At 70.5% G+C, this 20,978-nt stretch carries 18 protein-coding genes and 1 tRNA gene; 10 read left to right on the top strand and 9 right to left on the bottom strand.

The genetic code is table 11. The features are described 5' to 3' along the window. Nucleotides 1-17: 17 nt before the first annotated feature. On the top strand, nt 18-1,241 hold the full coding sequence (locus tag AC3WLZ_RS09765) for an MFS transporter (RefSeq protein WP_492470963.1): 1,224 nt from the start codon (nt 18-20) through the stop codon (nt 1,239-1,241). A gap of 82 nt (nt 1,242-1,323) precedes the next feature. Beyond that, nucleotides 1,324-1,971 carry a DUF1275 family protein gene (locus tag AC3WLZ_RS09770; RefSeq protein ID WP_492469890.1) on the top strand — a complete coding sequence of 216 codons (648 nt, stop codon included), beginning with the start codon at nt 1,324-1,326 and terminating at the stop codon, nt 1,969-1,971. Nucleotides 1,972-1,990: 19 nt separating this feature from the next. On the opposite strand, the gene AC3WLZ_RS09775 is transcribed toward AC3WLZ_RS09770, so the two are convergent. Beyond that, nucleotides 1,991-3,004 (bottom strand): NADPH:quinone reductase, encoded by a 1,014-nt coding sequence (locus AC3WLZ_RS09775; protein WP_492470964.1) that lies wholly within the window; start codon nt 3,002-3,004, stop codon nt 1,991-1,993. A gap of 73 nt (nt 3,005-3,077) precedes the next feature. Here AC3WLZ_RS09775 and AC3WLZ_RS09780 point away from each other — a divergent pair, with 73 nt between their 5' ends. The 3 genes from AC3WLZ_RS09780 to AC3WLZ_RS09790 all read left to right on the top strand — a co-directional run bounded on the left by AC3WLZ_RS09780 (nt 3,078) and on the right by AC3WLZ_RS09790 (nt 5,637). Then, on the top strand, nt 3,078-4,694 hold the full coding sequence (locus AC3WLZ_RS09780) for an amidohydrolase (RefSeq protein WP_492469891.1): 1,617 nt from the start codon (nt 3,078-3,080) through the stop codon (nt 4,692-4,694). Between the two features lie 51 nt (nt 4,695-4,745). Beyond that, a tRNA-Leu gene (locus tag AC3WLZ_RS09785) sits at nt 4,746-4,827 on the top strand. Nucleotides 4,828-4,875: 48 nt separating this feature from the next. Beyond that, a complete protein-coding gene (locus tag AC3WLZ_RS09790; RefSeq protein ID WP_412924780.1) occupies nt 4,876-5,637 on the top strand; it encodes a DedA family protein in 762 nt (253 codons plus the stop codon). 6 nt (nt 5,638-5,643) lie between these two features. On the opposite strand, the gene ku is transcribed toward AC3WLZ_RS09790, so the two are convergent. Next, nucleotides 5,644-6,504: a non-homologous end joining protein Ku gene (gene ku, locus AC3WLZ_RS09795; RefSeq protein WP_412924781.1), complete on the bottom strand. Its 861-nt coding sequence runs from the start codon at nt 6,502-6,504 to the stop codon at nt 5,644-5,646. A gap of 233 nt (nt 6,505-6,737) precedes the next feature. Here ku and AC3WLZ_RS09800 point away from each other — a divergent pair, with 233 nt between their 5' ends. Continuing rightward, nucleotides 6,738-9,164 carry an ATP-dependent DNA ligase gene (locus AC3WLZ_RS09800; protein WP_492469892.1) on the top strand — a complete coding sequence of 809 codons (2,427 nt, stop codon included), beginning with the start codon at nt 6,738-6,740 and terminating at the stop codon, nt 9,162-9,164. 3 nt (nt 9,165-9,167) lie between these two features. Here the strand turns inward: AC3WLZ_RS09800 and AC3WLZ_RS09805 are convergent, their stop codons facing one another. The 4 genes from AC3WLZ_RS09805 to murI form a co-directional block, all read right to left on the bottom strand. Then, the gene (locus tag AC3WLZ_RS09805; protein ID WP_492469893.1) at nt 9,168-10,085 is read right to left on the bottom strand and encodes a cation diffusion facilitator family transporter; all 918 of its coding nucleotides are present in this window, start codon (nt 10,083-10,085) and stop codon (nt 9,168-9,170) included. A gap of 83 nt (nt 10,086-10,168) precedes the next feature. Next, nucleotides 10,169-10,765, bottom strand: coding sequence for an RdgB/HAM1 family non-canonical purine NTP pyrophosphatase (gene rdgB / locus AC3WLZ_RS09810; RefSeq protein WP_492469894.1), 597 nt, complete (start codon nt 10,763-10,765; stop codon nt 10,169-10,171). Nucleotide 10,766: 1 nt separating this feature from the next. After that, complete coding sequence (rph, locus tag AC3WLZ_RS09815) at nt 10,767-11,492, bottom strand: ribonuclease PH (RefSeq protein WP_492469895.1); 726 nt, start codon at nt 11,490-11,492, stop codon at nt 10,767-10,769. A gap of 35 nt (nt 11,493-11,527) precedes the next feature. Continuing rightward, the gene (gene murI, locus AC3WLZ_RS09820; protein ID WP_492469896.1) at nt 11,528-12,346 is read right to left on the bottom strand and encodes a glutamate racemase; all 819 of its coding nucleotides are present in this window, start codon (nt 12,344-12,346) and stop codon (nt 11,528-11,530) included. 188 nt (nt 12,347-12,534) lie between these two features. On the opposite strand from murI, the gene AC3WLZ_RS09825 reads away from it, so the two are divergent. Together AC3WLZ_RS09825 and AC3WLZ_RS09830 are read left to right on the top strand one after the other, a co-directional pair. Continuing rightward, the gene (locus AC3WLZ_RS09825; protein ID WP_412924787.1) at nt 12,535-13,857 is read left to right on the top strand and encodes a nicotinate phosphoribosyltransferase; all 1,323 of its coding nucleotides are present in this window, start codon (nt 12,535-12,537) and stop codon (nt 13,855-13,857) included. 187 nt (nt 13,858-14,044) lie between these two features. Next, complete coding sequence (locus AC3WLZ_RS09830) at nt 14,045-14,548, top strand: hypothetical protein (RefSeq protein ID WP_492469897.1); 504 nt, start codon at nt 14,045-14,047, stop codon at nt 14,546-14,548. A 12-nt stretch (nt 14,549-14,560) separates the two neighbouring features. Here the strand turns inward: AC3WLZ_RS09830 and AC3WLZ_RS09835 are convergent, their stop codons facing one another. The 3 genes from AC3WLZ_RS09835 to AC3WLZ_RS09845 form a co-directional block, all read right to left on the bottom strand. Then, nucleotides 14,561-14,827, bottom strand: a complete 267-nt coding sequence (locus tag AC3WLZ_RS09835; protein ID WP_077051737.1) for a DUF3039 domain-containing protein — start codon at nt 14,825-14,827, stop codon at nt 14,561-14,563. A 72-nt stretch (nt 14,828-14,899) separates the two neighbouring features. Continuing rightward, nucleotides 14,900-16,426 carry a hypothetical protein gene (locus AC3WLZ_RS09840; RefSeq protein WP_492469898.1) on the bottom strand — a complete coding sequence of 509 codons (1,527 nt, stop codon included), beginning with the start codon at nt 16,424-16,426 and terminating at the stop codon, nt 14,900-14,902. A gap of 11 nt (nt 16,427-16,437) precedes the next feature. Further along, a complete protein-coding gene (locus AC3WLZ_RS09845) occupies nt 16,438-17,793 on the bottom strand; it encodes an ABC transporter ATP-binding protein (RefSeq protein WP_492469899.1) in 1,356 nt (451 codons plus the stop codon). A gap of 855 nt (nt 17,794-18,648) precedes the next feature. Between AC3WLZ_RS09845 and AC3WLZ_RS09850 the strand changes: the two genes are divergently transcribed. Further along, complete coding sequence (locus AC3WLZ_RS09850; protein WP_492469900.1) at nt 18,649-19,569, top strand: hypothetical protein; 921 nt, start codon at nt 18,649-18,651, stop codon at nt 19,567-19,569. Nucleotides 19,570-19,639: 70 nt separating this feature from the next. Then, the gene (locus AC3WLZ_RS09855) at nt 19,640-20,974 is read left to right on the top strand and encodes a maltokinase N-terminal cap-like domain-containing protein (protein ID WP_492469901.1); all 1,335 of its coding nucleotides are present in this window, start codon (nt 19,640-19,642) and stop codon (nt 20,972-20,974) included. Nucleotides 20,975-20,978: the final 4 nt, after the last annotated feature.

Raw genomic sequence — 20,978 nt, forward strand, 5'->3', positions numbered from 1 at the left:
TGGTGCGCTTCGCGCCCATGATCTACGGCCCCACCCTCCTCTTCGCTCTCGGTGAGGGTGCTGTGATCCCGCTGATCCCCGTGATCGCGAATCGTCTGGGCGCCGACGTCGCCCTCGCCGCCCTGATCGCGTCGGCCCTCGTCGTCGGCCAGCTGTGCGGGAACATTCCGGCGGGATGGGCGGTCGCGCGATTCGGCGAGCGGATCACGATGGGCGTGGCCGGGATCGTCATCCTGGGCGGGCTCGTCGGCGTCGTCTTCGCGAATTCCTTGGCGGTGTTCGCGGCGGCGGTGTTCCTCATCGGTTTCTGCGCGGCATCCTTCGCTCTCGCGCGTCACTCGTTCATGACGACGCGGGTGCCGTTGCACTTCCGGGCGCGAGCACTGTCGCTCCTGGGCGGGACGTTCCGGCTCGGCATGTTCGTGGGGCCGTTCATCTCCGCGGCGCTCCTCGGCATCTTCGGCGACGAGTCCGCATCGATCGCGTTCTTCGCCGTGTGCCAGGTCGCGACGATCCTCCTCGTGTTCCTCGGTCCGGACCCCGAGCGAGAGATCGCCCCACCCGCCGTGGCATCCGCGGCAGATCCGGATGCCGAAGACACCGGCGAGCCCGTCACAGGCTCCATCCCCGCGGTGGAGCGGGCCGGCGTGCTGCGGACGATGTGGCGCCACCGCGACGTGCTGTCGCGGCTCGGCCTCGCGGCCGCGTCCCTGTCGGCGGTGCGTTCGGCACGGCAGGTCGTGCTGCCGCTCTGGGGTGTGTCCTTGGGTCTGGATGCCTCGACCATCGCGGTCGTCGTCGGCGTCTCGGGTGCGATCGATTTCGCCCTCTTCTACGCGAGCGGACAGGTCATGGATCGGTTCGGCCGCCTGTGGGCGGCCCTTCCCGCGATGGTCCTCATGGGCGCGGGATTCTTCGCGCTGTCGGTGACCCACGAGCTCGACAGCGCATCGATGTGGTACGCGATGTTCGCGGCCGTGCTGGGCGTGGGCAACGGCCTGTCCAGCGGCATCCTGCTGACGTTGGGCGCCGATATCGCGCCGCCGACCGAGCCGGCCGCGTTCCTCGGTTCGTGGCGCACGCTCACTGACGGCGGTGGCGCGATCGCCCCGGTGATCGTCTCGGCGCTGACGGCCGCGATCTCTCTCCCGGTCGCCGTCGCGGCCATGGGGGTGGTCGCCGTCGCCGGGGCCGTCGGCTTCGTGCGGTGGGTACCGCGATACGTCCCGCGCACCCGGTGACGCCGTCGCGCCGATTTGCCGCCCGGGTCGCCCACGGCCCACGATGAACCCACACCCGAACAGTCGTCGAGGAGAGGGTCACGTGAAGGATGTCGATCGCGGTGCGCTCACGATCTCGGCCGTCCTCGCCGGTGTCGCCGGCTACGTGGATGCCATCGGCTTCCTCGACACCGGCGGACTGTTCGTCTCGTTCATGAGCGGCAACTCCACGCAGGCCGCCGTCGACGTGCTTGGTCCGGGTGCCTCGGTGACGTTGGCCTCCGCGGGCATCATCGCCGCCTTCGTCGCCGGTGTCGCAGCCGGCGGGGTGATCACCGCCCTGCGAGCCCGACCTCGCGGGTGGATCGTCGGGGGCTCGACCGCGGCCGTCGCCGCCACGGCCGCGCTCGCTCTCGACGGCGACTCCACCCTGTGGCGCGTCGCACTGCTCGCGGCCGCGATGGGGGCTCTCAACACGCTGTTCCTCGCCGACGGCCGCGCGCGCGTGGCCATCACCTACTCCACGGGCACGCTCGTGAGCCTCGGACTGTCCATCGCGTCGGCCGTGACCGGCGGATCGCGCCACGCGTGGCAACGTCCGCTGCTCCTGTGGTCATCCCTCGTCTGCGGCGCCGTCGTGGGAGCCCTCGCGCACGGGTGGGGCAGTCCCCTCGCCCTCGCGATCGCGGCTGCCACGCTGGCCCTCGTGACCGCGTTCCTGGCGACGCGACGTTCTACCGAAACGGTCTGACCCCCGGTCAGCGTCCGGGTCACACCCGGATGAGCACCTTTCCCGTCGCGCCATTCTCGACCGCGTCGTGGGCGGCGGCGGTCTCGTCCAAGGCGAACCACGTCAGCGGGAGACCCGCCTCCTCCCCCACTGGGAGCGCGCCGTCCGCCACCGCGGCCGACACGTCCTCGGCCGCGGCCAGGAGCGCATCGTCACCGACGGTGTACAGGAGCAGCCCCTGCCACCGCACGTTCTTGGCGAAGCTCTCCCGCACTGCGGCGGTGAACGCGTCGCCGCCGTTGTCGGCGTAGTACCCGACCGAACCGTGATTGGCGATGACCTCGACGTCGAGGCCGGCGTTCTCCGCGATCGCGACCTCGACGACGTGATCGATCCCGTCGGGCGCGATCTCGCGGATGCGATCGGCGAGGCCGGGCTCGGTGTAGCGCAGCACGTGCGGTGCTCCCGCGGCGCGTGCCAGCGTCTCCTTCTCGGCGCTGCTGACGGTGGCGATCACCGTGGCTCCCGCCCACACGGCGAGCTGGATGGCGGCGTGACCCACGGCACCGGCGCCGCCCTGCACGAGGACCGCACGCCCCGCCAGCGCACCGGGCGCGAGCCGAGCGGGACCGAACTCGTGCACCGTCAGCGCGCGGTGCGCGGTCATCGCGGGAACGCCGAGACTGGCTCCCAGCTCGAACGACGCCCCGTCGGCGAGGGGCACCGCGCGCGAGGCCGGAATTACCGCGTACTCGGCCGCGGTGCCGAACGCGCGCTGGTGCGCCGCGAGGTAGACCCACACGCGGTCGCCCACGGCGAGACCGTCGACGCCGTCGCCGATGGCATCCACCGTCCCGGCGCCGTCCTGATTCGGGGTGACCTCGTCGGCGACGAGCGGGCGGCCGACCGAGGCGCGGGCCTTCCAGTCCGTGGGGTTCACTCCCGACACCGCGATGCGCACGCGCACCTCGCCGGGGCCGGGTTCGGGGATCTCGCGCGCGACGAGCGAAAGGACGGAGGACTCACCGGGGGTGCTGTAGACGATCGCCTTCATACCGAGGTCCAAAGCACGGAGAGCGTCTGGCATTCCCCCGGCGTGTCACGCCGAGGGTCGGCAGACTGTGGTCATGGGCTCTCTCGTGATCGCCAACGGCGTCCCGTTCCTCCCCGACGCACGGATACCGGGTCGCACGGCCATCGGCATCCGCGACGGCGTCATCGCCGCCATCGGGGAGATCGCTGACGTCCGCGCGGAGGTCGGGCCCGGCGCCGAGGAACTCGACGCCGGCGGCGGGCTCGTCACGCCGGGGTTCGTCGACGCGCACGTCCACCTGGGCGTCGGCGCGGTCGATGCGCTGCGCTGCGATCTCGCCGGGGCCGCATCGATCGACGAGATCGACACCCGTATCCGCGCCTTCGCGGCGGAACACACGGACGCCTGGGTCGTCGGCGGCGGCTGGGACCCGACCCTCTTCCCTGCCGCAGGCCCCCGCGCCGACCACCTCGATGCGCTCGTCGGCGACCGACCGGCGCTCCTCCTGGACGCCGATCATCACGCGGCGTGGGCGAACACCGCGGCGCTCGAACGGGCGGGTCTCGACGTGCACACTCCCGACCCGGAGGACGGCCGCATCGAACGCGACGCCGCAGGTCGTCCGAGCGGCACTCTTCGGGACGGAGCAGCGCAGCTCGTCGCCCGGCTGCTCCCCCAGCCCCGGACGGAGGATGTCGCCCGTGGCATCCTGCGTCTGTCGCGCGACCTGCTCGCCGCGGGGATCACGGGATGGCAGGAAGCGGCGCTCGGCGCGTACGGCGGATTCCCCGACTTCACCGACGCGTACCTGCGGCTGCTGACGACCGGCGGCCTAGAAGGTCGGGCGACCGGTGCGCAGTGGGTGCCGCGCGATCTCACCGAGGAGGGCATCGACGCGTTCGTCGCCGCCACCGTCGAGCGTGCCGCGCGACTGACCGCCGCCGGGCTGCCCAGCGCGACCGCGAAGCTCATGCTCGACGGCATCGTGGAGACGCGCACCGCGCACCTCCTCGAGCCCTATTGCGGGGTCGACGACCGCGGTCGCGGGTACTTCTCCCCGGCACTCACGACACGCCTGGTCGCGGCGCTCAACGCGGCCGGCATCGCCGTGCACGTGCACGCGATCGGCGACGCGGCCGTGCGCGACGCCCTCGATGCCTTCGCCGCCGTGCCCACCGCCGAACGCCGCGCGGTGCGCAACCACATCGCGCACATTCAGCTCATCCACGCCGACGACGTACCCCGCTTCGCCGCCCTCGGCGTCACGGCGAACGCGCAACCGTTCTGGGCGTGCGCGACCGCCCTCGCCCGGCAGAGCACGCTCCCGCTCATCGGTCCCGACCGCGGCGACGAGCTCTACGTCTTCGGCTCGCTCTCCCGCAGCGGAGCGGACCTGGCGATGGGCTCGGACTGGCCGGTTTCCACGTTCGACCCGTGGCAGGGCATCCATGTCGCGGTCACCCGCCGCCCACCGGGAGAGGCGGATGCCGAATCCCTCGGCCCCGGGGAGTCGCTCCCCCTCGCGGTCGCGATCGACGCCTACACCCGCGGCTCGGCCATGCTCCTCGGCGTGGGAAGCGGTGTGCTCCGCGTCGGGGAGCGCGCCGACCTCGCGATCGCGAACCGCGACCCCTTCACGGGCCCCGAGGATGCCATCCACGAGACCCGCACCGCGGCGACCGTTCTCGGCGGGACCGTCGTCAGCTCTTGACGGCCTCTTCACATGGAGCGGCGCACGCCCGGCCCTAGAATGAGGGCACTCGCGGGAGTGGTGAAACCGGCAGACACGCAGGATTTAGGTTCCTGTGCCTTCGGGCGTGGGGGTTCAAGTCCCCCCTTCCGCACGGATATCCCTTCCACGACACCGTTTCTCCTGACCCGACGGGACCGATGTGATCCACTCCGCAGGCCTGCTCCCCTGGCTGGACCCGGCCGCCATCATCACCAACTCCCAGCCCTGGGCGCTCTTGGTGGTGTGCTTCATCATCTTCGCCGAGACGGGTCTGCTGATCGGCTTCCTTCTGCCCGGCGACACGCTGCTCATCATGGCCGGGCTGCTGTCGCATTCGACTCCCGCGGCGCCCAACGGCGTCTTCGGCATCAACGCCTGGTGGGTCGCACTCGCCATCGGTGTCGCGGCCTTCATCGGCGGCGAGGTCGGGTACTTCATCGGCCACAAAGCCGGGCCGTCGATCTTCGAACGCAAAGAGTCCGGGATCTTCAGCCGCAAGAACGTCGAGCGCACCAACGCCTTCTTCGAGCGGTTCGGCGGGATCACCGTCATCCTCGCCCGCTTCGTGCCCGTCGTCCGCACGTTCGCCCCCATCGCGGCCGGTGTCGGCCACATGCCGTGGCGCAAGTACACGCTCTACAACCTCATCGGAGCGATCCTGTGGGGCATCGGTCTGACGATGCTGGGCTACGCGGTCGGCTACATCCCCTTCGTGCGCGACATCGTCACCGAGTACATCGACGTGATCCTGCTCGCCGCCGTCGCGGGCACCGCGATCTTCATCGCCATCCACTACTTCCGCGAGCGTGCCGCAGCCAAGCGTGACGCAGCGGCCGGGCACGGCACGGTGTCGGAGGCCGAGTCCGAAGCCCTCGTGCTCGACCCGAAGACGCTCGAAGACGGCGACCACCCCGCGCGGTGAGCGCGGCTAGGACGCTTTCGACGCCTTCTTCTTCGGCTCCGCCTTCTTCTTGGCGGGCTCGTCGGTCTTCCCCGATCGAGCCGCGCGGCTGCGCTCCACGCTGGCCCGCAGCGCCTCCATCAGGTCGATGACCTCGCCGCCGTCGTCTTCGGCATCCTGTTCTCCGAAGGTCGCAGCGGTATCGATCGCGTCGCCCTGTTCGAGCTTCGCGTCGATGAGCGTGCGCAGTTCGCGCTGATACTCGTCGCCGAACTCCTCCGCATCGAAGTCCTTCGAGAAGCTCTCCACGAGGGATGCCGACATCTCGAGCTCCTTCGCCGAGATGCGCACGTCCTCGTCGAGAGCCGGGAACTCCGCGGCGCGCACCTCGTCGGCCCAGAGCAAGGTCTGCAGCACGAGCACGTCGCCGCGGGTGCGCAAGGCCGCAAGGCGCGTCTTCTGGCGGAGGGAGAACCTCACGATCGCGGTGCGGTCGGTCTGCTCGAGCGTCTTCCGCAGCAGCACGTACGCCTTCGGCGAGGAGGAATCCGGCTCGAGGTAGTAGGCCTTGTCGAGCGTGAGCAGATCGACCTGGTCGCTCGGCACGAACTCGACCACCTCGATCTCGCGGCTGCGCTCGCTCGGGAGCGACGCGAGGTCGTCCTTGGTCAGCACGACGGTCTGTTCGCCGTCGTCGTACGCCCGGTCGATGTCCTGGTAGGGCACGACCTCGCCGTCGACCTCGCAGATGCGTTGGTACCGGATGCGCCCACCATCCTTGTTGTGCACCTGGTGCAGCGGCACGTCGTGATCCTCGGTGGCCGAGTACACCTTGACGGGCACGTTGACCAGGCCGAAGGTCAGCGCGCCTTTCCAGATCGATCGCATGAGTCCAGTGAACACCCCCGGCACCCCGGATGCCGAGACCCTTGCGCGGTCCCTTCGTGGGTCCTCCCCTCTCCTGCCACCCCGGCGCCGCAGACCAAACTCCTGAGAAACGGGGGCACCGCGCTCCACCGGACGGCGTACTGCACCTCACAGCCGCGAAAGTCAGGAGGTTCGCCCGGGCGCTGGGCGCAACCCGGCGGCATCCGCCCCCTCCGCCGCTCTACGCTGGGGCGATGGCGGAGCAGACGGTGCGGATCGACGGTCGCCGTCTGCGCCTGTCGAACCTCGACAAGGTGCTGTACCCGGAGACGGGGACCACCAAGGGCGAGGTCATCGACTACTACAGCCGCATCGCTCCCCGGCTGCTCCCCCACGTCCACGGTCGGCCGGTGACTCGCAAGCGGTGGCCCGACGGTGTGGGGACGGCGGCGGACCCCGGCGAGCCGTTCTTCGCGAAGGCGCTGGAACCCGGCGCGCCGGCGTGGGTGCCGCGGCATCCGATCGATCATTCCTCGGGGGCGAAGGACTACCCCCTGGTCGAGGACGTGCCGACCTTGATCTACCTCGCGCAGGTCGCGAGCCTGGAGCTCCACGTGCCGCAGTGGCGCTTCGACGTGGACGGAACCCGGCTGGACCCCGACCGTCTGGTGCTCGACCTCGATCCCGGTCCCGGCGTGGGTCTGGCCGAGTGCGCCGAGGTCGCACGGTGGGCGCGCGCAATCCTGCTCGACATCGGCCTCGACCCCCTGCCGGTCACCAGTGGCAGCAAGGGCATCCACCTGTACGCGCACCTCGAGGGCCGTCAATCCAGCGATGCCGTGAGCGCGGTCGCGAAAGAGCTGGCGCGCGCGATCGAAGCGGATCATCCCGACCTCGTCGTGAGCCAGATGTCGAAGGCCGCGCGCCCGGGCAAGGTGTTCATCGACTGGAGTCAGAACAACGGCTCGAAGACGACGATCGCGCCGTACTCGTTGCGCGGCCGCGCCGAACCCACGGTCGCCGCGCCGCGGACATGGGCGGAGCTCGACGACCCGGGCCTCCGGCACCTGCTGTTCCACGAAGTGCTCGACCGCTCGGGCGACCCGCTTGCCGCGATCGACTCCGTCGACGGACCGCTCCGTGCCTACATCGCCAAGCGCACCGCCGGGCGCACACCCGAACCGGTGCCCGACGCTCCGCACGCGGAGTCCGCGGGCGACGGGCTCCCCCGGTTCGTCATCCAGGAGCACCACGCCTCGCGTCTGCACTGGGATCTGCGGCTCGAACGCAACGGCGTTCTCGTGAGCTGGGCCGTGCCGAAGGGCGTGCCGGCCACCTCGGGCAAGAACAGCCTCGCGGTCATGACCGAGGATCACCCGATGCAGTACCTCGACTTCGCGGGAGAGATCCCTCGTGGACAGTACGGCGCCGGCACCATGACCGTCTGGGACACGGGCACCTACGAGCTCGAGAAGTGGCGCGACGACGAGGTCATCGCGACCCTGACCGGACGCACCGACGGACCGCTCGGCCGCGTCCGCGTCGCGCTCATCCGCACCCAGGGGTCGGGCGAGAAGTCGCAGTGGCTGCTGCACCGCATGAAGACGGATGCTGACGGCCGCCCGCAGAGCGACGGAGACGTCGTCGTGCCGCTTCCGGATGCCGCGCCCTCCGCGGCCGCCGCCCCCGCCAAGACCACTCCTCCCACGCCCGCAGATCTGCGTCCCATGCTCGCCACCTCCTCGACGGCAGGGCTGGCGCGGGCCTCCGCCGATCGCTGGGGCGCGCCGTGGGTGGAGATGAAGTGGGACGGAATCCGAGGCATCGGTGTCTGGGATGGGAGCCGTCTGCGGCTGCGGTCGCGCAACGGCAACGACCTCACCGCCGCCTACCCCGAGCTGACCTCGGTCGACCTGGGTCTCGGCTCCGCCCCGGCGGTGATCGACGGCGAGATCGTCGCGCTCGACCCGCAGGGACGCCCGAGCTTCCCGCTCCTGCAGAAGCGCATGAACCTCGTGCAGACCCGGGAGATTGCGAGCGAGGCCGCCCGAACCCCCGTGCAGCTCTATCTTTTCGACGTCCTGGAGGCCGACGGCCGCGATCTCACCGCGCTGCCCCTCACCGAACGCCGCGCCTCCCTCGAGCATCTCGCGCGGACGGCGACAGCCGTCGTCGTCGTCCCGCCGGTGTTCGACGACGTCGACGCGGCGCTGGCCGCCAGCGGACGATTCGGTCTCGAAGGCATCGTCGTCAAAGACCCCGGCTCCCCCTATCGCCGCGGTCAACGGTCCGACCGGTGGCTCAAGGTCAAGCACTCCCGCACGCAGGAGATCGTGGTCGGCGGCATCCGTCCCGGCAAGGGCAACCGCTCGGGCACGATCGGGTCGCTGCTGGTCGGCGTCCCCACCGCGGACGGACTGCAGTACGCCGGGCGCGTCGGTTCCGGCTTCGGCGAACAGACGCTCGCGCGTCTCTCGGGACTGCTGGAGCCGCTCCGGACGGATGCCGATCCCTTCGTCGGGGTGCCGGCCGCGGACGCCCGCGACGCCCTCTGGGTCAGACCCGAGCTGGTGGGAGAAGTGGAGTTCGCGGAGTTCACCCCCGGCGGCATCCTGCGTCAGGCGAGATGGCGCGGGCTGCGGCCCGACAAGAGCCCGGCCGAGATCGTGCGCGAGGACTGAGCGCTACGCGTGCTGCGCGTCGTGCTCGACGTGACCGGCGGGTTCGAGCTGGAACGTGGAGTGCTCGACGTCGAAGTGGTCGGCGAGACAGTGCTGCAGCGACCCCAGGATGCGCGCGGCGCGACCGTCCGTCAGGGCCGCCTCTTCGACCACGACGTGAGCGCTGAAGACCGGCGCCCCCCGCGTCAGCTGCCACACGTGCACATCGTGGACGTCGACGACTCCGTCGGCTTCCCGCAGGTGACGCCGGATCTCGGCCACCTGCACACCCGTCGGCGCGGACTCGGTGAGCACGGCCATGACCTCGCGCAGGAGACCGATCGCTCGCGGCACGATCATCACCGCGATGAACAGCGAGGCGATCGCATCCGCCTGGACGAAGCCGGTCGTGACGATCACGATCGCCGCGACGATGACCGCGGCCGAGCCGATGAGGTCGCCGAGAACCTCGAGATACGCGCCCCGGACATTGATACTGCGCTTCTGCGCCCGGCCGAGCAGCCACATCGAGACGGCGTTCGCGAGCAGGCCCACGACCGCCACGACGAGCATGAGCCCACCCTGCACTTCGGTCTCACCCGGCGAGAGCAGCCGCTGCACCGCCTCGAACGCGACCCACAGGCTCAGCACGATGAGCACGATGCCGTTCACGAGCGCCCCGAGCACCTCCGCACGCTGGTACCCGAACGTTCGCCGATCATCCGCGGGCCGCGCGGCGATGGCCGTTGCGATCAGAGCGACGACGAGCGCTGCAGCGTCGGTGAACATGTGCGCGGCGTCGGCCAGGAGCGCGAGCGATCCGGTGAGGATCGCCCCGACGACCTGCACGACCATCACCGTCGCGGTGAGGCTCAGCGCGATCGCGAGCAAACGTCGGTTCCCGGCATCGCGGATGCCGCCGGCGGGTGCGTGATCGTGCATGGATCCAGGCTAGAGCCGCGTCCCGGTGGGCGGAGGCGTTTTCGCCTAGTCGGGAATGAGAGCGGTTTTCGCTCTCGGCGGCGTCAGAGCGTCTGAAGGAGCGGCACGAGGCTGCGGAATGCCCGTGCCCGGTGAGAATGCGCGTTCTTCTCGTCAGCCGACCACTCGCCGACCGTGCGCTCGGCCCCCGCGGGCTGACCGTCGGGCACGAAGATCGGGTCGTATCCGAAACCACCGGGTCCAGCCGGCGCCGTCGCGAGGCGTCCCGGCCACCGCCCCTCGACGGTGTCCTCGGTCCCATCCGGACGGACGAGCGCGATCACGGAAACGAACTGCGCCGTGCGGTGCGGATCGGCCACGTCAGAGAGCTGATCGAGAAGCAGCTCCAGGTTGACCGTCGCATCCTTCTTGTGGCCGGCCCAGTAGGCGGAGAACACTCCGGGCGAACCGCCGAGCACGTCGACGGCGACCCCGGAGTCGTCCGCCAGGGCCGGAAGCCCCGTGTGGGCGGCGGCGGCGCGGGCCTTGATGAGCGCGTTGGCGGCGAAGGTCACGCCGTCCTCGACGGGCTCGGGTCCGTCGTAGCCCACGACCTCGAGGTCGGGTCGGGTGGCCGCGACGATCGCCTGGAACTCTTCGACCTTGTGCGGGTTGTGCGTGGCGAGAACGATGCGCGCCATGTCAGCCGTTCAGCGCCGCGGTCTGCAGGTCGCGCAGCTGCGCGCAGCCATTGACGCCCAGCTCGAGCAGCTGGTCGAGCTCGCGCTTGTCGAACGGCGCGCCCTCGGCTGTTCCCTGCACCTCGACGAACAGCCCGCGGCCGGTGACGACGACGTTCATGTCGGTCTCGGCCCGCACGTCCTCGACGTAGGCGAGATCCAGCATCGGCGTCCCGTCGATGATCCCGACCGACACGGCCGACACCGAGTCGACGAGCACCTCGGAGCGCTGCGCGATGAACTTCTTCTCGCGGCCCCAGGCGATGGCATCCGCGAGGGCGACGTACGCACCCGTGATCGCCGCGGTGCGGGTGCCGCCGTCGGCCTGCAGGACGTCGCAGTCGATCACGATCGTGTTCTCGCCGAGCGCTTTGGTGTCGACGACCGCGCGGAGGGCGCGGCCGATCAGGCGCGAGATCTCGTGGGTGCGCCCGCCGACCTTGCCCTTGATGCTCTCGCGGTCGTTGCGGCTGTTCGTGGCGCGCGGCAGCATCGCGTACTCGGCCGTGACCCACCCCTTGCCCTTGCCGGTGAGCCACCGCGGCACGCCGTTGGTGAACGACGCCGTGCACAGCACCTTCGTGCCGCCGAACGTGATGAGCGCCGAACCCTCGGCGTGCGCCGACCACCCCCGCTCGATTGTCACGGGGCGCAGCTGGTCGTCGGTACGGCCGTCTTTACGGGTCATGTGGTCCTCCAGGGAACGGGAACGGATGCCACGCGTCAGCGCGGCAGGTCGATGGCGCCGGTCTGGACCAGCTGAACATCGCGGATCTCGCGACCCATCAGACGGTGGGCCAGACGGACGAACTCGTCGGCAGAGGCGCCGGTGGCCTCGTAGCGGTGGGTGGGAACGGCATCCGGACCCGCGAGCAGATCACCCGAGACCAGCTGGCGGTACACGTCCTTCGCGGTCTCGCTGTCGCTGGAGACCAGGCTCACCTCGGGCCCCATCACGTAGCTGATGGCACCTTCGAGGAACGGGTAGTGCGTGCACCCGAGGACGAGCGTGTCGACCCCTGCCCGGCGCAGGGGCGCGAGGTACTGCTCGGCCACGGTGAGCACCTCGGGCGAGTCGGTGACACCCGCCTCGACGAACTCGACGAACCGCGGCGCTGCCTCGGCGAAGACCGTGAGGCGTTCGTTGACCTCGAGCATGTCCTGGTACGCGCGCGATCCGATCGTCCCGACCGTGCCGATCACACCGATACGACCGTTGCGCGTGGTCGACATCGCCGTGCGGACGGCGGGTCCGATCACCTCGACCACCGGGACGTCGTAGCGCTCGCGCGCGTCGCGGAGCATGGCTGCGGATGCCGTGTTGCAGGCGATCACGAGCATCTTCACGCCCTGCTCGACGAGGGTGTCGAGCACCTCGAGCGCGTACCGCCGGACGTCGGCGATCGGCTTCGGTCCGTAGGGGGAACGAGCGGTGTCGCCGATGTACAGGATCGACTCCCGCGGCAGCTGCGCCGAGACCGCGCGGGCGACGGTGAGACCACCGACCCCCGAGTCGAAGATGCCGATCGGCGCGTCGTTCATAGGCATCCAGCCTACCCATCGGGCGGCACCCGGCCTCGGTGCGCCCGCCGTTCGTGGGCCAAACTCCTGCGAATGCCTGCACGAAGCCGGCTTCGACGCCTGCGGCCCCGCCGATGGGTCGAGAACTCAGGAGTTTCGCCCGGTACCTCGGGGCGCTGCCGCAACCGGCCGCGGCATAGGCTGGCGCCATGACCCGCAGTACGGCCCTGCACACCGATCGCTACGAACTCACGATGCTCGACGCGGGGCTCCGCGACGGGACCGCGCACCGGCGTTGCGTCTTCGAAGTCTTCGGTCGACGCCTCTCCGGCGGGCGGCGGTTCGGCGTCGTCGCGGGCACGGGACGCCTGCTCGACGCCATCCGCGACTTCCGCTTCGGCGACGACGAACTGCGGTTCCTCCGCGACAACCGGATCGTGGATGCCACCACCCTCGACTTCCTCGAGGGGTACCGCTTCACGGGGTCGATCACCGGCTACCGCGAAGGTGAGATCTATTTCCCCGGCTCGCCGCTCCTCACGATCGAGGGCACGTTCGCCGAGGCCGTCGTGCTGGAGACCCTGGCCCTGAGCGTGCTGAACTTCGATTCCGCGGTCGCCACGGCTGCCGCCCGCATGAGCGTGGCCGCGGGTGATCGTCCGCTCGCGGAGATGGGCTCGCGCCGCGCCGGGGAGGAATCGGCGGTGGCGGCAGCGCGGGCCGCATACATCGCGGGGTTCTCCGCGACCAGCAATCTGGAGGCGGGTCGCCGGTGGGGGGTCCCAACGATGGGCACCGCGGCGCACGCGTGGACCCTGCTGCACGACAGCGAGGAAGACGCCTTCCGGTCGCAGATCGAGGCGCTCGGCACGGACACGACCCTCCTGATCGACACCTACGACATCGCCGAAGGCGTTCGCACCGCCATCCGGGTGGCCGGTACCGACCTCGGAGGAGTTCGGATCGACTCGGGCGACCTCCCGATCGTCGCGGGAGAGGTCCGGTCGCTCCTCGATGAACTGGGGGCCACGAGCACGCGGATTACCGTGACCAGCGATCTGGACGAATACGCCATCGCGGCGTTGGCCGCCTCACCCGTCGACAGCTACGGCGTGGGGACATCGGTCGTCACCGGCTCCGGTGCCCCGACGGCCGGGCTCGTGTTCAAGCTCGTCGCCCGCGCCGACAGCGACGGCTCATGGGTTCCCGTGGCGAAGGCGTCGGCCCAGAAAGCGTCGCACGGCGGTCGGAAGGCGGCCTTCCGTACCCTCGACGCCGGGACCGCCACATCCGAGCTCATCGTCGTCAGCGACGGTTTCGAGGAACTCGCCACCGCCGCGGAGCACCCGGACGCCCGTGCGCTCCAGGTTCCGCTGATGGTGGACGGCGAACCGGATGCCGCTGCGCTCGGACCGCACGGCGTGTCGACCGCGCGCGCCCACCACGCGCGCGTGCGTGAGGAACTGCCCGTTCGGGCCCTGGCACTCAGCCGATCGGAACCGGCGCTGCCGACCGACTACGCGCAGGCCTGAACGCGGCAACGGTGGGCCTTCGGCCCCGACGGTCCGAGACCCGACGGATGAGACCACGGGCATCGGCGGGTGAGCGTCGGTCGCGAGCAAGGGTGCCGCGCCTACTCGGTACGCAACGTAGGAATCTCGCCCCGTCGTGCGCGTTGCGCGGGCCGCGGAGCGAGAAGCGCACCGAACGGAGAGTTCCATGACCGACGATGCCCAGCCGGAGCGGCGCGCCACCGCGTCTCGCCGCGCCATCCTCAGCACCGTGGCCTGGACCGCACCCGCGATCGCTTCGACCTTCGTGCCGGCCGTGGCACAGTCCGGGCGAACCGTCCCGGTGTCGAAAGTCCGGATCGGGCCCGACTATTCCGTGATCAACGAGTCGCAATACGACCCCGCCACGAACTCGAACCGCGGGCCCATCGTGATCTACGTGACGGCTCTCTACGACCAGAACCTCGTGTGGTGGCCGACGCCCGACCCGAGCATCGTTGTCGTCCCCTACATCGTTCGGGTATCGGGACCGCTCGGTCCGAGCTCGCTGAGCGGCTCGCTCATGATCACGCTGGGCGGGTACGCACAGGACGTGCGGTGGTATCCCGGCAAGACACAGTTCCCCGTGCCTCCCGGCGAATACACGTTCACTTTGACGATCTACGGCAATGACGGCTCGACGTCGTCGACGACGCGCATCACGATCAGCTGAAGCGGGCCGCCGTCAGCCGTTCAGGGATTCGTAGATCTCTTTGCACTGCGGGCACACGGGGAACTTCTCGGGGTCGCGCCCCGGAGTCCACTTCTTGCCGCACAGCGCGCGCACCGGCTTGCCGGTCAGCGCGGACTCGAGAATCTTGTCTTTCTTGACGTAGTGCGAGAACCGCTCGTGGTCACCGGGCTCGATGTTCTCCTCGCGGATGAGCTCTTCGAGCTCGCGATCCAGGGTCGCGAGACCCCCGCTGTCCGGTCGGTCGAGAGGCGTGCTCATGATGTGCCAGTGTAGCCGCGGACCGCAGGAAGAGGACAGATCGGCGAAACCACCGGACCCGACGCCGGTGCGTCACGTGGCCTCGGCGAACTCCATCAGGCGGGTTCCGCGTCGCTCGAACTGCACGGCCCCGATACCGACACCCGCCACGAAGACGGCCGCACCGATCCCCAAGCCCGTCCACAGGGCGAGGAGTGCGTCAGCCGTGTCGGAGGCCACCGCCTGCCACGCGAACCAGATGGCCGGGGCCGCGCACAGCAGCGCACCGACCATCACAAGCCCCTGCGCCACCACACCGCCGGACCCGGTGCGCTGAGGTTGCTGGAATGGACTGTCGCCGGGTCGGGACACCGCGTAGGGGGCGATCACGGAGGCGACGCTCGAAAGCCCCAGTCCGGAAAGAAGCAGTGCGGCGCAGACACCCACCAGCGCGGGAGCGAAGGCCCAGCGACCGTGGATGGCGATGGCGAGCGGAACGGTGACGGCAAGAAGCGGCAGGGCGATGAGGAGCACGGGGACGAGACGACCCAGGCGGTCGGGCAGCCCGCGCACCCCGCTGGCGATATGCATCCACAGGGCCGTGGAGTCGTATGCGAGGTCGTTGTGCGGCAACCACCCCAGGAACAGGGCCATGATCGGCGCGGGGAGCAGGACGGCGAGCTCCACCGGAACGCCGGCGACGATCAGAGGGAGTGTCGAGACCACCGCGGCGATCGGGACGACCACGACGTTCACCACGTAGCGTCGATCGCGAAACCAGTAGGACAGGCTGCGGGCGGCGACGGCGCCGCCGGGGGTACCGGGAAGCAACGCGAACCATCCCAGGCCGGCGCGTTCACGAACGGTCACCGGGCGAGGCGTCGTCGTCAGGAGCACCCGCACGAGCGCGAACCATGCCGCGGCGAGAAGCAGGACGGTCACGACCGCGACGACGATGCTGCCGGTGGCGGCACTGGCCGACGGTGCCAGGGCGATGCTCCACGCCGCCCCGACGGGCGTCCAGGCCAGCACCTCGGCGGCGGAGACGAGCTGCGGGGGAACGGCGCCACGCCACTCGAGCGATCCGAGGAAGATTCCCACGGGAACGACGACGACGAGCACCGCGACGAGGTAGACGCCGAGGAGTTCGCGCGACTGCCGGGGGCGGCGCACGAGCGTGCCGAGCGCCATGCTCACCCGGGCCAGCAGCACACACGTCGCGAGTCCGAGCACGACGGAGACGATGCTCGCGCCGACGGCAGCACCATGAGCCGTCCACACGACCGCCAGACTGATCGAGAGCACGAGAACGACGCAGACGGGCACGCTGAGGAAACCAGCGAGCAGGAGCGCCGCCGCGAGAGGGCGGGGCTCGGGGCCGACCACCCCGAATCGTCTGGGGTCGAGCGGATCGACCGATGCGGTGACAGGAGGCGCGACGGCGAAGCCGAGCGTCACCGCGGACCCCGCGAGCACCGTCACCACGGCCGTCGTCAGTCGACCGGAGTCGGCCAGCGCGAGAACGTTCACGGCGGCGAACACCGTGACCGACACGAGGACGAAGACGCCGACGGACCGACGGAGGACATGATCGCGGTCACCCCGGAGGGCGCCGATCATCATCGCGAGCCTCAGGCGGAGAACGTGTGCAACCACTCCAGGCCCTCCACGTCGCCGAGTCCCCCGGAGAGTTCCAGGAACCGCTGTTCGAGTGTCGACTCGCCTCGAACTTCGTCGACGGTCCCCTCGGCCAGGACCTGTCCCGACACGATCACCGCGACCCGCGAACAGACCCGCTCGACGAGCTCCATCCCGTGGCTGGAGAGGATCACGGTTCCACCGTGTTCGACGTAGGCGCGCAGGATGTCGAGGATCACGGCGCTGGAGACGGGATCGACGGCCTCGAACGGCTCGTCGAGCACCAGAAGTCGCGGTGAGTGGATCATCGCGCCTGCCAGCATGACCTTCTTCGTCATCCCCGCCGAGTAATCGGACACGGGACGACCAAGGGCGTCGACGAGATCGAAAGCGCGCGCGAGATCCGCGGCACGGCTCTCGACCACCGGTGACGGGAGCCCGCGCAGCGCGCCGTAGTACGACAGCAGCTGCCGACCCGTCAGGCGATCGAAGGTTCGGAGGCGATCCGGCAGCACGCCGATCATCTTCTTGGCCGCACGCGACTTGCGGGACGCGTCGAGACCGTTGATCTCCACCGTGCCCCCGTCGGAACGCAAGAGCCCCGCGATGATCGACAGCGTCGTGGTCTTCCCGGCACCGTTCGGCCCGACGAGCCCGTAGAAAGAGCCTGCGGGGACGGTGAGGTCGACACCGTCGACGGCGCGGAGTTCGCCGAAGTTCTTGGTGATGTTGCGCAGGCGCAGGGCGGGCACGTCCGACGCCGTCGTCGGCGCTGCCTCCTCATGCGAATCGGTGGTCTTCGGGGCGGCTCCGGGCTCCCCCGTGTCGACGATCGCATCCTCCAGCGCCTCGTCGACCGTGAGTTCGGCGGGAGCGGTGGCCTCGACCGGCGCGTCGGCCATCTCGCGTCCCGCGGGCTCCGCCGCTGCCTCTCCGGCGCTTCCGTCGTCGCCGTCCGCAGATTCTCCAGGCATGGCCCGCTCCGCGTCGGGCTCGACGACGACAGGATCTGCCCCCGCGGTGCTCTCGGCGGACTCGTCCCGGGGAGGCTCTGCGGTGTCGAGAACCGTGACACCTGTCTTCGGATCGTCAGCGGTCGGCTCCTCGGCAGCCACTGCCTCCGGAACGGGCGCCTCGGCTTCGGGCTCGTCGGCGGTCGGCTCTTCCGCGACAGGCTCGTCGGAAGCCGGCTCCATGGCAACCGGCACGTCCGCGACTGTCTCCGCGGCAACCGGCTCGTCCACGACCGGCTGCTCCAAAACCGGCGCGTCGGGGACCGGCTCTTCGGCGACCAGGACGTCATCCGCCGATTCCGTGACAACCGACACATCGACGTCGGGCTCATCCACTGAGGCCGACTCGGGCTCCGCGGTTCTCGGCTCCTCGACCGCAACGTCGGCCGGAGTCGGATCGACCGCGGGAACTCCGGCGTCGACCGCGGGAGCAGCTGGCTCGATGTCCGCCGGCAGAGGCGGACGCGGCGGCACGATGAGGTTGGCGGGCAGCGGCGGCGGAGGGCCGGGATCGACGACGGGCGACGGCGTCTCGCGCGACGGGCTCGCGGTGGCGGCCGTCGGCGGCTTCTTGGCCCTCGACGCGCGAGGCGCCGCGGGCTTGCGAGCGGGAGTGGCGCGCGGGGCCTTCGCCTCCTCGTCGCTCGCGACGCGTGGGGCCGCCGGCTTCCGTGCGGACGTGGCCCGGGGCGTGGCAGGTTTCTTCGCGGATGCCGCCCGCGGCGTTGCAGGCTTCTTCGCCGCGGGCGTGCGGGGACTGCGCGCGGCGGAAGCCGCTCCGGCGTTACGGGCAGACGAGGCGCGCGGCGTCGCGGATTTGTTCCCTTCCGGCGTGTCGGCGTCAGCGGCCTCCGATCCGGCCGACGAGGAAGCCGAGCCGGCGGCAGGCCGACGGGGCGCCCTCGGACGCGGCGGGGGCGAGGGAGAGGCGTCGACGCTCGCCGCATCGTCCTCCGACCCAGCGGAGGCGGACTCAGGGGGCTGCGGCAGCGACGCTGTCATCACTACAAGCTATCAACCCCCTCGGACACCACCGAGGCCCACGGTCCGTTGTGAGGGAAATCGGAGGTGGCCCCGGCCCGCGGCGTCGTGATCGGCCCGCGAACAGCGAGTCCGCCCGAACCTCATCGTCTCTGCGAGGGCGGTCGTCAAGGCCCCACCGCCGCCGATCGGGAGAGGCAGGATGGTTCCATGGCCGAGAAGGTGCATCGCATCCACTCCCTGCCCGACGACTCGCCCTGGAAGGGTGGGCTGCCGCCGGCCGGGTCCGAAGAGCATCCCCGAACGATCCGCATGCTCGACCGCGTCCTCACGGTTCAGCGCCCGGCCGTGCTCGCGCACCTGCGCAGCATTCGCCTCCGCCACCCGGACGCGTCGCCGGCGGAGATCCTGCGCATCCTCGAGCGCCGGTATCTGGCGGCGGTGACCACGGGCGGTGCAGCAGTCGGCGCGACAGCCGTGGTCCCGGGTATCGGGACGGGCGTGACGCTGGCCCTCAGCGGCGTCGAGACGGTCGGATTCCTCGAGGCCACCGCGCTCTTCGCTCAGTCCGTCGCAGAGGTGCACGGCGTCGCTGTGGAAGACCCCGATCGCGCGCGAGCGCTCGTGCTGACCCTGATGCTCGGCAAAGAGGGCGTCGACCTCGTGTCGCAACTGGCCGCGCAGGCGGCTGGCCGTGGAACGACACGCTCGAGCTATTGGGGCGATCTGGTCACCAAGACGCTTCCGCGTGCCGCCGTGGGGCCGCTCGTCGACCGGCTCAAGACGACGTTCGCGCGACAGTTCGCCGCGCGCGGTGGAGCATCGTGGCTCGGCAAGGCGCTGCCCTTCGGCGTCGGTGCCGTCGTGGGCGGGGCCGGCAACAACATCCTCGGACGACGGGTGCTCGTCACCTCGCGGCGCGCCTTCGGTTCCCCGCCGGAGATCCTGCCGCAGGACCTCGAGCCACGGCCCGGTGCGGCGAAGCTGGAGCGCCGCGCTGCCGGCGGAATGCAGCGCGTCGGTGGCGCCATCGCGGGGGCCGTAGGGTCGGCGGGCCGGCGCACGGGTTCCGTCGCCCGTAAGGCTCTGCCGCGCCGCAAGCGGGACGACGAGGACACGGCCGCGTCCTGACCCATTGTCATCGTCTCGTCCTGCGCGCAAGACCTGGGCGGGCCTCACCGGATCGCGTTAGCCTCGCCGCATGGACGACCTCCTCGATCTCCTGGCCGCGTGGATGCCGCGACAGCGCTGGTACGGCACGAAGGGCCGCGATCCTCGGCTGACGCTCGTCGCGGACTGGCCGCTCGAGACTCCGGCGACGCGGGTCCTGCTGGTGCGGGACGATGCCGTGACGCCCTCGGCGGTTTACCAGGTGCCGGTATCGCAACGCGACCCCGATGTCGTCCTGCCGGGGAGCCTCATCGGGCCGGGCGACGATGGACGGGTGTGGTCGGATGCCGCCACGGATCCCGCCTTCACCGACCTCTTGTTCCGACTGGTGTCGGTGGGTGGCACGGCATCCTCGGGGGAAGGGGGGTTCGTCGGCGTTCCCCTGACCGCTCCTTCCTCAGAACTGGTGTCGGACGTTCCGGCGCGCGTGCTCAGCGGCGAGCAATCCAACACCTCGATCATCTTCCGACCCGTGGGCGCTCACCCGGTGATCTGCAAGCTCTTCCGTCAGGTCAACGTGGGCATCAACCCTGATGTCGAGCTCCAGTCGGCCCTCGCGGCCGGCGGCGCCACGTTCGTCCCCGCCGCGATCGGTGAGGTGCAGGGCGCGTGGACCACGGCGAGCGGAGAATCCGTCACGGGCTCCCTGGCCTTCGCACAGGAATTCTTCGACGGGGTGGAGGACGCGTGGCGCGTGGCACTTCAGGCCGCCAGTGCTGGCGACGACTTCTCCGCACCGGCTCGCGCGCTGGGCGAGAGCGTCGCGCGCATGCACGTGTCCCTCGCCGACATCTTCCCCACGGTCGCCCCCGACGCCGAGGTCCGGTCCCGCGTCGCGGCGGCATGGGAGCGACGCCTCGCCATCGCGGTAGCCGAGGTTCCTGCTCTGGGACGCTACGTCGAGCGCATCGGCGAGGTGTACGCGGAAGCGCTCGCGGCCCCGTGGCCCCCGCTGCAGCGCGTCCACGGCGACCTGCACCTCGGTCAGGTCCTGCACACTACCGCGAACGGATGGGTGCTGCTCGACTTCGAGGGCGAGCCGCTCCGTCCGATCGCCGAGCGGCGCGCTCCCGACCTCGCCGTGCGCGACGTCGCGGGCATGCTGCGCTCTTTCGACTACGTCTCCGGCGCGGTTGCCGACGACGACGGTGCTGCCGTCCGTGCGTGGGTCATCGACGCTCAGCAAGCGTTTCTCGGCGGCTACCTCGACACGGTCGGGGACGAGAACCGGGCATCCGACGCGCTCCTGTCCGCCTTCGAGCTCGACAAGGCCGTCTACGAGGCCATTTACGAGACGCGGAACCGCCCAGACTGGGTGCGCATCCCGCTCGCGGCCATCGGACGCCTGGCACCCCTCCCGGACTGAGCGA

This window comes from Microbacterium sp. FW305-3-2-15-F-LB2, assembly GCF_058787255.1.

Excerpts from the sequence above, each read along its gene's own strand:
- AC3WLZ_RS09765 (WP_492470963.1), top strand. The coding sequence starts at position 18 with ATGATCTACGGCCCCACCCTCCTCTTCGCTCTCGGTGAGGGTGCTGTG.
- AC3WLZ_RS09775 (WP_492470964.1), bottom strand. The coding sequence starts at position 3,004 with ATGAAGGCGATCGTCTACAGCACCCCCGGTGAGTCCTCCGTCCTTTCG.
- AC3WLZ_RS09780 (WP_492469891.1), top strand. The coding sequence starts at position 3,078 with ATGGGCTCTCTCGTGATCGCCAACGGCGTCCCGTTCCTCCCCGACGCA.
- ku (WP_412924781.1), bottom strand. The coding sequence starts at position 6,504 with ATGCGATCGATCTGGAAAGGCGCGCTGACCTTCGGCCTGGTCAACGTG.
- AC3WLZ_RS09800 (WP_492469892.1), top strand. The coding sequence starts at position 6,738 with ATGGCGGAGCAGACGGTGCGGATCGACGGTCGCCGTCTGCGCCTGTCG.
- AC3WLZ_RS09805 (WP_492469893.1), bottom strand. The coding sequence starts at position 10,085 with ATGCACGATCACGCACCCGCCGGCGGCATCCGCGATGCCGGGAACCGA.
- rdgB (WP_492469894.1), bottom strand. The coding sequence starts at position 10,765 with ATGGCGCGCATCGTTCTCGCCACGCACAACCCGCACAAGGTCGAAGAG.
- rph (WP_492469895.1), bottom strand. The coding sequence starts at position 11,492 with ATGACCCGTAAAGACGGCCGTACCGACGACCAGCTGCGCCCCGTGACA.
- murI (WP_492469896.1), bottom strand. The coding sequence starts at position 12,346 with ATGAACGACGCGCCGATCGGCATCTTCGACTCGGGGGTCGGTGGTCTC.
- AC3WLZ_RS09825 (WP_412924787.1), top strand. The coding sequence starts at position 12,535 with ATGACCCGCAGTACGGCCCTGCACACCGATCGCTACGAACTCACGATG.
- AC3WLZ_RS09830 (WP_492469897.1), top strand. The coding sequence starts at position 14,045 with ATGACCGACGATGCCCAGCCGGAGCGGCGCGCCACCGCGTCTCGCCGC.
- AC3WLZ_RS09835 (WP_077051737.1), bottom strand. The coding sequence starts at position 14,827 with ATGAGCACGCCTCTCGACCGACCGGACAGCGGGGGTCTCGCGACCCTG.
- AC3WLZ_RS09840 (WP_492469898.1), bottom strand. The coding sequence starts at position 16,426 with ATGATCGGCGCCCTCCGGGGTGACCGCGATCATGTCCTCCGTCGGTCC.
- AC3WLZ_RS09850 (WP_492469900.1), top strand. The coding sequence starts at position 18,649 with ATGGCCGAGAAGGTGCATCGCATCCACTCCCTGCCCGACGACTCGCCC.
- AC3WLZ_RS09855 (WP_492469901.1), top strand. The coding sequence starts at position 19,640 with ATGGACGACCTCCTCGATCTCCTGGCCGCGTGGATGCCGCGACAGCGC.